Below are 13290 nucleotides of genomic sequence, written 5' to 3'. Positions count from 1 at the left end.
TCGCTCATTTTTCGCTCACTGACCGGACCGGATATGGATCCAAGAACAAAGATACGGAACATTGCATTCCTGGATCCTTCCGATCCGGGATACAGGAAGTTTGTGGAGGAGTCCCGGCTTGCCAACATGCGGATAAGGGAGTCCAGAGGGAACCGGGCGTATTCGGATCTGATATCCGAGCAATTCGAACTGGCGGTGAGAGAATGGCTAAAACCCGTGGGCGGAACTGAAAAAAGGATACTGTCCTACGAACGCCTGGACAGGAGCCAGAAATATATCAAACGCTTCAGGGAGCTGGACTTCGTCATCGACGATGGCGATTGTATCTATCTTGGCGAGCTAAAGGTCTCGTTCTCCACGAGCCTTTTACGAAGGGCCTACCGTCAGCTTTCCGAAGCGATAGATGTCCTGGGTCGGACAGGGAAGAAGGTAAGGGCGGTTCTAATCTTTATCAATCTCTCCCATGAAAATGCGAGAACCACCGTAAACACGTTCGACCCCGACTTCACAAAGGTAGAGTTCATGCACAGGTCGGTAAACGGCAGGGCCTATGAATTTCTGCACCTGAGCCCCGTGGAGATCTTCCAATGGGCGTTCGAAAACGCTATCATCTCAGAAAGCGGACTGCTGGAACTTGCCCTCAATGAAGCAAGGAACAGGCAGTCTGACAGGGCTTCAAGGCGCGACCTCCGTTCTCGGAACGTGCCAGACTCGGAATGGCCACCACACCTGAGGGAAAAGAAGTCTTCCGGTAAGATCTACCGCTATGGCAGGAACAGGACAGCAGAGAGCCAGATCGCATTCAGGCTCAAAGAGGCGCTGGGCAAGCGCAATGCCCGTATTTCGAGGATAGGGACCATTAAGGCATTCGACCATGATCAGGGAATGGGGGAAGTCCGTACACTGTCCTCGGGAAACCTATTGTTTAACGTAGAAAGCTTTGGTTCCGATCCATCGATCCGACCGGAAAGGGGAATGGTGATTGCCTACAAAAGGAAGAGGGTCACAGAAGGCGGACAGTTCAGCCTTGAGGGCTGTAGGATTCTGGACAGTATCGACGATTTCGAGCTATTGATGTCCCTGCTGATGCTAGAAGCGTCGCCGAATTCTCAGAGGATCATGGACAGAAAGGGTTTCCTGAGCGGCGGCATAAGTGGGGAAATGCTAAAACAAACCACCCTACAGATCTTCGCAGGAAAGGGGGAACAGCGGTTCATGGATACCGTTCTGCACTATTATGACAGGCTCCTTCTGGACGATCATTTTGTGCACTTTTGCTCCTACATTGAAAACATCGCCCTGCCCCTGATAGAGACCGATGACCGGGACATGCTCGAACAGACGCTCTACTGCCATTTCTTTGCAAACATCCGACCGGATGTCCTCTTTCAGGTATGGAAGCATTCCGCATTCCGGTATATCGCCTATACGGACGGGGTGGACTACGAGATACCGATAGAGATCATCCTACAGAACAGGGAACAGCTGGATGGGGCACATTGGGAGAGGATAGCACAGTACAGCTATGCAAAATCCATCCAAAGGCCTCTATGATCCTGGAGACATTGATAATATCGGACAAAAATAAAGAACAGTCCCTTTCCGCTAGATGCTGAAAGGGACGGGTTCACAAACTAAATCATTAAATATTCCGATTATGAAAGAATTTTCTCTTTATGGAACATCCAATATACATTTTTTGAGTGAATATCAACTTTCTCCAAAACTTTTAGGTCTTAAAACCAACGGAAAAACCGAACAATATCAAAAGTCAGGATCAACCTGCCGGGCCTGGCAGAATCATCAGCCTTTCACAGAAAATCCTGAACATCTGTACACACCTCCCCATTTCCATCGCTTAGGCCACCAAATGGAAGGACGGCGTAATCGGGTCAAGGGCGCACAGCGCAAAGGCCTTCAGGAGAGGGGGTGCGTTTATATACCCTTTACCTTTACGCCGTGCCTGGCTATCTTTGTCATAGCGGTGCAAATGGAAAAGCTAGTACCTTATTGAGCTAACTGTTCTGCCCGCTTGTTAAGGCTGATATAGTCAATGTTCGCATATCTGCTTTTTTCAGTCTGCATTCCCTAAAGAAATATAGCAACATCTAAGCTTTGGTGCTTTTAAATTTTAAAAACTTTAAGCTTTTACATTTTAGCAATTTACCCCCGGCTTTTCCTGTGGGGAACATTTCAGCTTTTTCTGCCTGTCGTTTTGATAGTCTATCCAATCAACCTATATACATAGTCACAGATCCATACCGAAGATCCCGGCATCGTCTGTCATCGCTGCATTCCACTGTCCTTTCTTTTTTTCTTCTTTCGCGGTTCCTGTTCCGGTACGATGTCGGGCTGGACCGGTTCGAGCAAGGTAGACAGCAATCCACCTATTCCCGTAGCGATCTGTTCGATCAGCCCTGCCGTATTGTCGAAATCTCCTCGGGAGACCCCAACAGCAAGGTCATTGATAAATGACCGATCCCTTTCGGTACCTGTTTCCGTCTGCATCAGGATACCCATCTGTTCTCTTTGGGAAAGCTTTCCGTTCTTCTGCACGTTCGCATAGGCCAGTGTTTCTTCCAGTCCTCGATCAAAGCTGAACTCCGTATCGAAGAGCGTTTCGCCGGATTGTTTGAAGGCAACCCTGTCAAACTGCCCCATCTTCATGGAGTGCTCGGCGTTCCGTCCCCTAGAGCTGTTCATCGGACTGAGCTTATACCTTCCTGTGATATCCTTTCGGCTCACGATCACCTGAATATGAAATTGATCCCCCGCTTTTTTATCTCCACGTTTCTTGATACCTTCCTTAACTTCCTTGTCATTGTGGCTGTAATAACGATGGTCTTCCACCTTGGCAAACCACATCAGGTCCCTGTGGCTCTCAATCCCGGGACGCTTAAAGTTCTTGGCATATTCATCCATTACCTTCTCGGCGAACAATTTTAGCTGTTCTTTCATCCCGACTTCACCATACCGGTCTTTCAGGTGCGCCAGTTCCTTCTGGCTCGGACTGATATTGATCAGGAAGAATTTCGCCTCGTGGCTTCCCAGTTTTGCCCTGTTGCCATCGAGTGAACGTCGAACTTCGTAGGCTTCGATATCGCTCCGCTGCCCGTTGAACCACTGTTCGGGCTGATGTCTGTTCTCCGTGCGGTTCTCCTTTTCCAGATAGTGGACGAGCTTCCCGCTGCTGCCCTTGTTGGCCGCTTCCTTTTTATCCGTGATATTGATGTACATCGTATTTCGTTTTTTTTCAAGTAAAACATTCCCTGTTCCTACAAAAGATCGATCTGTTTTCTGGTATTGCGTTGGAGCTCTTCTTTCTCCTTTGCAGAGGTCATCATCCCGAAACCTTCCCTGGTGCGGATATAGTTTTCCAGTATATACCGAAACTTCTCTTTCAAAGATTCCTTGCTTTCCATCTTGGCGGAGATATCGTTCAGCGATCCGACGACCTGGAGGATAACCTCGGTATGTTTTTTCTGTCCATCGAGCATCTCCCTGTCCACTTCCAGTACGACTTTGTTATGCTTCTGCTGACCGTTGAAGAATTCGACGATGTTCTTCTGGTTTCGGATCATGCGGTCGACTTCTCTTTTTATCGGGATCAGTATATCGCTCTCCTGCGTCCTGATGAATCCGATATAATCCCTGTGCTGTTTGAGCAGCGTGTTCTTCAAAAGCTCGTCGTTCACGTCCTTCGGATCCTTCTTGCTCCGGTGGAAATAGTCCACCATCTGCATGAATACCAGACGTTGTGGCCTGCCCAGTTTCAGGGCTATCCTTTCCATTTTCTGTGCGGTCTGTATATCGTATTTTATCGTCCGCAATGTTTTTTCTTCGCTTGTTTTCTGTGATTCCATTGGCTTGTTCATTTAGCTGCTGTGCTATATATCCCATATGCTGCATATATAGCCTATCCGATATATCGAACCCTACCGAGGGTTCCTTTTTCTTATCCTACACCGCTCCCAGCGGTCATGAAAACCCCTGGAGGGTTTTCAAAACGCCCTTTACGGTGCCGTAAAGGCAAGCAGGTGAGGCTCTGCCCAACCTCCGCTTGCTCCGATTTTCTTAAGGAAAATTGGACCTTTTGCCCTGTTAGGGGCAAAGGAAGTGCGGTGGAAAAGCGACCGTCGTAAGACGGTCTTCGTCTCCCTCCTCTCAAAGGATGTACCTGCTTCATGGGTGTTTTCTCCCTCCATTCTTTGGAGAGAGGAACAGTATAGGTTGCAACGGAAATACCTAGCCAATCAAAGAGCCTACTGGCATTACAGCCTATTGGAGATCGGGATATATAGAGTGCTATATATCGACCGATCTGTATATCTGGATATACAGCATCATGGACTTTTCTATCGGTATCTTGATAGGTTGATATCATGAGTCCACGATAAATTGATGCACAGAACAGGGTTAGAAGCTTATGTCCTAAATACAGCCTGCTTTCGAAAAAGAAAACAGAAATGATGCTTCGAATTGGCAATCGGTATAATAAAATTGCGGACGGGAAATTAGCATGCTTAACCGCAAAATGTTGATTAGCCAAGGTCATTATTTGCCTCCTTTCCTGCTTTTGATAGCGCCTCACGGATTGCCTGATCAGAGAAGAATACTTTCCGGCCTATCCTGTGGGGAACCAATATCCCTGCCTTCTCCCAATAGTGCATCGTGGAATAAGCGATCCCTAATAACTTTCGGGTCTCGGGCCTTGTCCTGTAACCAATCCCTGAATGGTTCTGTGAAGCTTGTTTCTCCTTACTTTCACCAGAAAGAGCTTCTCTAACTGCTGATCTGACCTCGTTGGATAGAAGCTCCTTGAACTCCGACTCCGAATAACTTGTAAGTACCTGTGCCATACGAAATACGTTTGTATAGCACAATATTCGAAGGGATTCATTAGGGGATTGATCACTATTTAAATCAGACTTCAAATGATTCACTATAGTCTAACTCAATTGGAGTCCAACTTTGGAAGTATAAAATCCGACGATGGTAACACCGAATGCACATACATAAAAAATGGACCTCTTAAATGAATTTTTGAAAAACCGGAAAAAATGAATTAAATTTAGATAGCTGGTTGACTTTTACCCCTAGAAGTTTTAAAGATATGAATAGACCGATAAAATTTAATCTAGATTCACTGGAGATCTGCAAAAGTAGCAAGGCAATAACAGATAACATTACATTCATAATTCCATTTGCAGATTCTCAAAATCACAAATTCATTGGAGGAAGTGTGTCGTTTCAATGGTACAGTAATTTTCTGTACTTCATGGAACTAATGGAACTATGTTCTGACAAACGGGAAACAATACTATGCGAGGTCCTTGAACCGTCATTGATTATGTTCTTTATGTTTGACGGAGAGTCTGAATTCAGTATGCTCGAAGGCGATTTCCTAAACCATCCTGTAAGAGGGGCATATTACGCAACTTTGAACAATCGGGATGTATATAAGGCAACGTTTGAACCGGGCAAGAATATTATCCTTTATATCTCCCTACGGATGGAATGGATTCTGAGAGAGGAACTGGCACTACCAAATCTGAATAAATTTCTGTCATTTTCCTTAAAGAGCGGAGGTTCGGTAGAATATATGGAAAAACTTTTTATGAGCCGCTCCCTTGCAAAAGAACTCATCAGGATCTGGCATGTACCCCAGCTGGAGGACAATGACCTCGAATCCGCCCTTCTCCCCATGATCAAGAATATTCTGAAAATATATGATAAGGCCCAAGACTACCGTATACATCTATCTGAAATGTCCAACGAGGAAAAAATTCACGAAATACGGGGATATCTCAGGGCCGGTTGTCTTTCTTCTAAGATCACGGATATTCAAAGCCTTTGTAATCGATTCTTCATGACCGAGCGGACATTGAGGCGACTATTCTATAAACTTGAAAAAAAGACGATCATCGATTTTGTGACAGATCATCGGCTAGAACATTCTAAAGTACTTCTCATCCAAAAAATACTTCCCGTGAAGGAGATTTCTAAACGATGTGGTTTTGCCAGTTCCAATTACTTCTGTAGACTTTTTAGCAAAAAATACAACTTCACCCCAAAAACATTCCGCCTGAGAATGGCCCTCTAATAGACCCCATTCTTCTTAAAGTGCCCGGGCTTCATTGCCTGCTATGCTGTTCTCCTTTATTAATAGGATAATTCGGCCAATTATGGTCAAAAAAATATTTTTTTGTCCGAATAGTGATATAATTTGATGATAATTTTGATTGTAATATCTCTAAGTTATAAACGGATCAGCATTCTATGTATGCGGAATCGTCGGAATTACTAATCAATAAATTATGAAAAGGAAGACAATTTTTAATAATAGGTCCCAGATAGGGGTAAATAGTATGATTCTTTTGAGTTTAGTTTTGCTAGCGACGACCTTCTCTCAAAAAGCATTTTCTCAAAAACTCACCTTTACCTTCGACGCTTCCGGGAATCAAATAAAACGGCTGTGGGTATGTATAAATTGTCCTACGGTAAACATTTCAGGATCTGAAGGGGACACTTCTGTTGGTGAAACGAATCTTGAAGTCATTTATATAGAGGACAGTTATCGTCTACATATCGACAAACAGAAAAGAACTGTTCAGGTACATCCAAAAACCGAAAACAGATTTCATATCCCCAAGGTTTCGCTTTTTGATGTCGGCAATAAAAGAACGATAGCCTTGGATCAGCTCAAAAGGGACGACTATGTTGAATTTTCTACAGAAAATCTGATTCCCGGAATCTATCATCTCCGAATTTCTAAAGATGACAAAACATGGACCGAGGTTATTATTAAAAAAGTTAAGGAGGTATAACATGAAAAAGGCGGCTATCATATTATCATTGATCTTCATTATTTGTTTTGACGGTCTTTCACAAAATAGGATCCAAACCGATACGATCGGCCTGGACAGAAGAAAAATATTGACTTTGCACCTGGTAGATTCCATCGCAAAGTTGAATGCTTCAACCTCTCCACAATTCACGACTGATACGCTAAAGGTCCAGCTTTCTGACACCTTGGTCCCTTCTGTCCAGAAAATTTCAGCTCATCAAGCGCTAGTTGCAACTATCAGTGCCGGGAGAACAGAAACCAATCTGGACGTTTCCGCAACAGGCGCGATGAATTATACCATTCCTTTCATCCTACCTCCTGGCATCGATGGCTTCGTTCCAGAGTTGGGGTTGCTCTATAATAGCCAGAGCACCAGAGGTACCGCTGGCTATGGCTGGAATATCTTTGGACTTTCCTCGGTTTCCCGTGTGGGAGCCGCCAAATATTCAGACGACCGTGTGGGAGGGGTCAATTTTGATTTGAATGATCGATTCGCATTGGACGGTCAACGACTCCTTCTAAAAAGTGGAACTTATGGAGGAGATGGGGCTGAGTACCAAACGGAACAGTATTCGAATCTAAAGATAGTTTCCAGGGGAGTCTCTCCATTTGGCGCATCCTTTGGGCCGGCATATTTTGAGGTGTTCTATCCAAATGGCTCAAAGGCCTATTACGGACAGAATGCAAATTCAAGATCAAGGCTCCAATATGGTATTACCTATATGGAAAATGCGCAGGGAGTACGGATCAGTTATGAATATACCACTTATAGCAATAACCTGTTCATTACGAAAGTTCTTTATGGCAGTAGGGGAACAGCTACAGCGCTCAACAGGGTAGAGTTCAGTTATGCCGTCGCAAACCGGGCAGAACAGAACTATGTTGCCGGAACAGGTTTCTATTCCGACAGACGGATCAATAAGGTCAGCGTAATAGCGAACGGAACAAGTTACAGACATTATGTGCCCGTTTATTCTACCGTGGGCACGCTGAACTATGATCGTATGACCGGAATCCAGGAATTCGATGGTCCAGAGACCTCGGCATTTGCACCGATTAGTTTTGAGTACGATAGTACAACTAATATGCTCACGTCCTCAGTAATTTCAAACTTAAGCCTCACTGGAATTGCAAGCAATAACTCTCAGATAATCACAGCGGACTTTACAGGAAATGGAAGCATGGACTTTATTTTGTATCCAACCTCCAAGGACAAATTCTATGCTTTTTTTGACCTGGATCCAGGATCTCCATATATGCAGCTTGGTTATGAGGTGAATAGCGGTACATTTACAAACATATTTCCGACTATCTGGCTAAACCATGAGAATAAAATCTTACCTGGAACCGGCATTTTGCTTGTTAAAAGTGAAGGAGTGAATAAATATAAGTTTGAGACCTACTCATCTGGAACTGTATCTCCTGTTTACTTTCAGTATTCAAAACTTTGGGATAACATACCTTTACATATGGGCTATTATTCTAATTGTGACAATCAATACCATGAAGGAAAGCCAATGAAATTTGAGTTTCTTTCGGGAGATTTTAATGGAGATGGCCTTTCGGACCAGATTGCTGTAAGTTTAAATGAACAAATAATCACTGGGGAATATCCTGACCCAATTTATCCAGGGGAGTGCCACAAAGAATATTCTCAGTCTGAATCATTTGCTTATTTTATTGACTTAGATAGAAGAAAAACTGAGAATTTTGTATTCGAACTCGGATGGGTGAGTTCAAATTTTGATAGTGGAGATAAGTTATTCTCATCAGACTTTGACGGCGATGGGAGAACGGATGTTCTTGTCGTCAAAATTGGTAGTATGCATGTATATTCTCTAATGGGCACTACCAATTACATCGAGCATAAATGGAGCGTGAATGACTCCCGTATTCATAGTAACCAAAAAATATTGGTAGGTGATTATAATGGCGACGGGAAAATGGATGTAATGTTTTCTACAGGATATAATAGTCTCTTTGCTACTTTTATGTCTACAGGTAATGGATTTGTAAAACATGAAAAAAATGAACTTTTTACCAACAAACAAAATACCTGGGACGGAACCAATACAATGAAGCAGTATGTCTTGGTTCCTTCAGATGTAAACAATGATGGAAAAACTGATATAGTTCATAGCGAAAGTACGACATATAACTCGACTTCAACAGGCAATATTGGAGTATCAATCTATCATAATATTGGAATAGATACTAATTATCGACCAGTTTATGGGAATGTCGTTTCCAGCACTCGAACAACTAATGTTCGTCATAATCCTATTCCAATATTCCTTAACCCAGACCAGCAGAATTCAAATCTTGAATACGGTTACATAAGTGACAATTCGATATCATTGTTCCGTTCCGATAAAGATATGATGAAGGAAGGACATCTCTCTACAATTTTTCATGATGGAGTAGACCATTACATCGACTATGCCAGATTAATGGAAGGTACTAACGGCAACGGACTACCCCTATATAATTCCTCCTATTTCCAAACGTTCCCTTATATAGATATCCACTTTGCTCCCCAGTTGTACGTTACGAGTGCTGTAACTAAAAATGCAGCCGGGCAGATGGGACTACAGACCTTTGGGTATGCAAATGCGGTAACAAACGCAGACGGACTGGGCTTCCTTGGGTTCGGAGAGAGCATCAGGAGCAATTTGCACACCGGGGCATCCGATGTAAACCGTACCTATACAATAGGAATTCAGAGTCCACAATTAAGAGGGGCAAACCTCCGTACATTTGTTTCCAAGAACAGCTATATCAGCAGTGCGATAAAGAACATGGCCCTCTCCAGTCCGCCTCCTGCTGGAGGAGTACCTGACGGAGCAACTCTCAGCGATTATATCAGTCGCCAGGATCATCTATACCAGACTAGCACATTGGCCAATAAGACTTTCGTCAATGTACCTACCTACGCTTCTCTAAAAGACAAGCTTTTGGGAACCTATGAGAACCAGAGGTTTACATATGATGTATATTATAATCTTACCTTTCAGAGGACCGACATCAATGGACAGGGGTCAGAAAGGTCTGCTAGGACATATGCAAACAGTACGGGAGCAACCTATTATATAGGTAGGCTGACCAACCAAAAGGACACGACACAGGTAGGAACAGAGATCTATACTACAGAAAAGCAGCTTGTATATACAGGACACCTTCCGACACAGATAAAGGACAAGGGGCACAACACGTTGTTTATCACCCAGGCCCTGACCTACGATGTCTTTGGTAATTTAACGAAACGGATAACGACAACCCCAGCGGACGGATCACGGACCGAAAACATGACCTATGATGCTACTGGGCGGTTCAGGACCAAATATACCGATGCCGATGGCCTATCCGAGAGTTTTATAAACAATTCGGCATCCGGTATGTTGACTTCATATACAGATAGATATAATAGAAATGAAGCCTATTCATACGATACATGGAACCGAGTTTTGACCACTACGGATTATCTGGGGAAAGTGAAGACCAATACCTATACCAAAAACGTGTTCAATACCATCATAACCGCTATGGGAGATGACGGATCTTCAACCGTTACGACTATGGATCAATTTGGCCAAAAAATAGAACAGAGGGATAAAACCGTCCTTGGTACTTTTGAAGGCCGGTCCTGGAAATATGACATATATGGAAGGGTGTATCAGTCCAGTGAAATATCGCCCCCGGGCAATTATACCTTATGGAATACGATAACATTTGACGGCTATGGAAGGACCTATCAATCCACAAAATATACAGGAAGGGTCAAGACATATAGTTATGCCGGTCTAAATATGACCGTAAACGACGGAGTCAAGTCCGTGACGACCTCCCGGAATGGTTTCGATATGGTCACTAGCGTACAGGATCCTGGGGGAACGGTTACGTATTCCTATTTTGCGAACGGAAATCTAAAAACCTCCAATTATGGAAGCAGCGTCCAGACAATTGAGCAGGATGGATGGGGACAGCGAACAAAGTTGGTTGATCCCAGTGCGGGAACTTACCTCTACACATATGACGGATGGGGGCAGGTAAAACAGGAAACTTCACCATTGGGACAGTCCCAATTTGTCTATGACCAGGCGGGGAAACTGTCTACAAGAAATTTTACGGGCACTGCAACCAATATGCAATGGACCTATACCTATGACGCAACCTCAAAGCTTCTTAATAAAGTAGCGTTGGTAAATGCGGACGGCAACAGTTCGACGGATACCTATGCCTATGATACCTATAAACGACTTTCTTCCCAGACCGAAGATAATACGTTCGCCCAGTTCAACAGGACTTTTCTATATGATGCTTTTGGCAGGGTAAACAGTACAAAGATCAAGGCCACCCATAAGGCAACGTCAACTTCCGCTGAAAAAACTGTATTAACACAATATCAGAACGGTCTGATCAAACAGCTGAACCTTCCCACAACACCTGATGGTGGACATATCTTATGGCGAGTGGACTCGCTTAGTCTTCGCGGAGAGTTGACAGCTGCTTCCCAGGGAGTTTCGAGAACATCTTTAAGATATGACATTTATGGATTTCCACAACAGCGCAGATTATACAGGACCACGGGGACACCGACCACGTTGATGAACCTGGGGACTACCTTCAATGTACAGCGGGAATTTCCTACAAACAGGACAAACAGTGCTTTTGATTGGTCCGAATCATTCGGATATGACAACCTGGACAGACTGACCACATTCAATGACAATAATGGTAGCCAGAGCCAGCAATATGATACCAGAGGGAGGATTACCCAAAACACGAGGCAGGGTACCTATTCATACAGCGGGGTCAGCTATAAACAACAGGATCTGACATTGAATACTGCAGCAAGCGCCCATTATCAGACAAAGACTCCCCAAAACATTGGCTTCAATGCCTTTAAGGCGCCTACAGAGATCCACGAGACCGGACATGACCGGATCAGCTTCCAGTACAATTCTTCCCTTGGCCGGGCAAATATGTTCTATGGGGGAGAACAGGCCGATAAAATGCTCAGAAGATATCGGAAGCATTATGCCGGTGACGGCAGCTCTGAAATAGTCCACGACACACAGACAGGCCAGGTTTCCTTTTTCCTATATCTTGGGGGCGATGCCTATTCGGCACCTGCAATCTGGAAGGAGTCCAAGGGAAGTGCTCCCGTTGCTGGAGCCCTTTATTACCTTCACAGGGATTATCTCGGAAGTATAGTCATGATAACAAACCTTACCGGTGGTATTGTCGAGAAAAGGCAATTCGATGCCTGGGGGAATATTGTCAAACTTACTGACGGCAGCAATAATAACCTTACCAAGTTCGCCATCCTGGACAGGGGATTTACAGGCCACGAGCACCTGTTGAGCGTCGGACTGATCAATATGAACGGGAGGCTATATGATTCGAGGCTCGCTCGATTCCTTTCTCCGGATGGATTTGTCCAGGACCCGTTCAATACCCAGAACTATAACAGGTTTGCCTATGCCCTTAACAACCCTTTGATTTATGTCGATCCAAATGGAGAATTCTTCTTTATTCCCATTCTCACAGGAATATTTTGGGGAGCTATCATCGGCGCCGGTGTTGGGGCGGTTTCCTATACTGTACAGGCAGCAATCACAGGGAACTGGAATTGGAGCGGTTTTGGAAATGCAGTCGCAATGGGTGCATTTGGGGGAGCAATTGGAGGAGGTTTCAGTGCGATCGGCACCTCCGGTCTCCTCGGTTCCTTTGGGAATACATTTGGTTACAACATGCTTTCTCAGACTGTGAGCTCGGTAGTGACCAACTCTATGTACGGAGGCGAAATAAACCTGGCCTCTGTTGCCGGAATGGTCGCCGGCGGTTTGGTCGGTTCTGCCATTCCTAAATTCAATCCCATTAAGGGTTCTGGTTTTGGGACAGGTGTGAAGAATTCACTTTTGGAATTGTCTTATTCAGCGGGAAAGGGAGCATTGACCGGAGCCACTTCAGGGGCTGTTCAAAAAGTTTTGGGAAGTGATGATAAAAACATAATTTTGAACAGTGCTATCGGGGGTGCAATTGGCGGATTTTCAAACACTTTGTTCAATATCGGAGTTATGGGACCTGCAATGAGTTTCAATGATAGTTATATTCCGCATGGAAAAGATAGGCCGATCCACAGAACTGGTGGTCTTGCTGATTGGCTGGGAGGAACAGGAGTATCACTAGGGAGAAATGCATATGGAAGTAATTTTGAAGAAGATTATGTCAGAATTGAAGAAAGTCACCATTATTTACAACAGAAACAGTTAGGGTTTGCTAATTTTTATAGAAGGATTCTTTTAGAGGCTCTTAAATTTGGTACACAAGGAGTTTACGATACTAAAGGAACATTAGAATATCAAGCTCAAAAAGTTTCTTACGATTATCGTGATGGAAGACCTTATAATCCAACTCCTTTAAGATAATATTTAAAATAC

Annotated in this window: 9 protein-coding genes and 1 pseudogene; 5 read left to right on the top strand and 5 right to left on the bottom strand. The window is 44.1% G+C overall.

Translation table 11 applies throughout. From position 1 onward, the window contains the following. Positions 1–33 precede the first annotated feature (33 nt). Both ABD676_RS13910 and ABD676_RS13905 read left to right on the top strand, forming a co-directional pair. Entirely contained in the window at positions 34–1554 is a 1521-nt protein-coding gene (locus ABD676_RS13910) for a hypothetical protein (protein ID WP_344675325.1), read from the top strand. Between the two features lie 103 nt (positions 1555–1657). Continuing rightward, a complete protein-coding gene (locus ABD676_RS13905; protein ID WP_260042084.1) occupies positions 1658–2014 on the top strand; it encodes a hypothetical protein in 357 nt (118 codons plus the stop codon). A 269-nt stretch (positions 2015–2283) separates the two neighbouring features. Here the strand turns inward: ABD676_RS13905 and ABD676_RS13900 are convergent, their stop codons facing one another. From ABD676_RS13900 to ABD676_RS13880, 5 genes and pseudogenes are all read right to left on the bottom strand, one after another. Further along, a complete protein-coding gene (locus ABD676_RS13900; protein ID WP_344675322.1) occupies positions 2284–3237 on the bottom strand; it encodes a DUF5712 family protein in 954 nt (317 codons plus the stop codon). A 38-nt stretch (positions 3238–3275) separates the two neighbouring features. Next, positions 3276–3581: a hypothetical protein gene (locus tag ABD676_RS13895; RefSeq protein ID WP_344675321.1), complete on the bottom strand. Its 306-nt coding sequence runs from the start codon at positions 3579–3581 to the stop codon at positions 3276–3278. 69 nt (positions 3582–3650) lie between these two features. Beyond that, positions 3651–3791 (bottom strand): annotated as a pseudogene (locus tag ABD676_RS18260) (hypothetical protein); the annotation flags it as partial. A gap of 164 nt (positions 3792–3955) precedes the next feature. After that, positions 3956–4384 (bottom strand): hypothetical protein, encoded by a 429-nt coding sequence (locus ABD676_RS13885; protein ID WP_344675319.1) that lies wholly within the window; start codon positions 4382–4384, stop codon positions 3956–3958. A 157-nt stretch (positions 4385–4541) separates the two neighbouring features. After that, entirely contained in the window at positions 4542–4943 is a 402-nt protein-coding gene (locus tag ABD676_RS13880; protein WP_344675318.1) for a hypothetical protein, read from the bottom strand. Between the two features lie 170 nt (positions 4944–5113). Here ABD676_RS13880 and ABD676_RS13875 point away from each other — a divergent pair, with 170 nt between their 5' ends. The 3 genes from ABD676_RS13875 to ABD676_RS13865 all read left to right on the top strand — a co-directional run bounded on the left by ABD676_RS13875 (position 5114) and on the right by ABD676_RS13865 (position 13278). After that, complete coding sequence (locus tag ABD676_RS13875; RefSeq protein ID WP_344675317.1) at positions 5114–6103, top strand: helix-turn-helix transcriptional regulator; 990 nt, start codon at positions 5114–5116, stop codon at positions 6101–6103. 265 nt (positions 6104–6368) lie between these two features. Continuing rightward, positions 6369–6827: a hypothetical protein gene (locus tag ABD676_RS13870; RefSeq protein ID WP_260039918.1), complete on the top strand. Its 459-nt coding sequence runs from the start codon at positions 6369–6371 to the stop codon at positions 6825–6827. After that, complete coding sequence (locus ABD676_RS13865; protein ID WP_344675315.1) at positions 6778–13278, top strand: FG-GAP-like repeat-containing protein; 6501 nt, start codon at positions 6778–6780, stop codon at positions 13276–13278. Before ABD676_RS13870 ends, ABD676_RS13865 begins: the two co-directional genes overlap by 50 nt. Positions 13279–13290 lie beyond the last annotated feature (12 nt).

Source organism: Sphingobacterium kyonggiense, from assembly GCF_039536825.1.
Classification (GTDB): Bacteria; Bacteroidota; Bacteroidia; order Sphingobacteriales; family Sphingobacteriaceae; genus Sphingobacterium; species Sphingobacterium kyonggiense.
The sequence above is the reverse complement of the archived record's forward strand: the minus strand, read 5'-3'. Positions and strand labels throughout refer to the sequence as shown.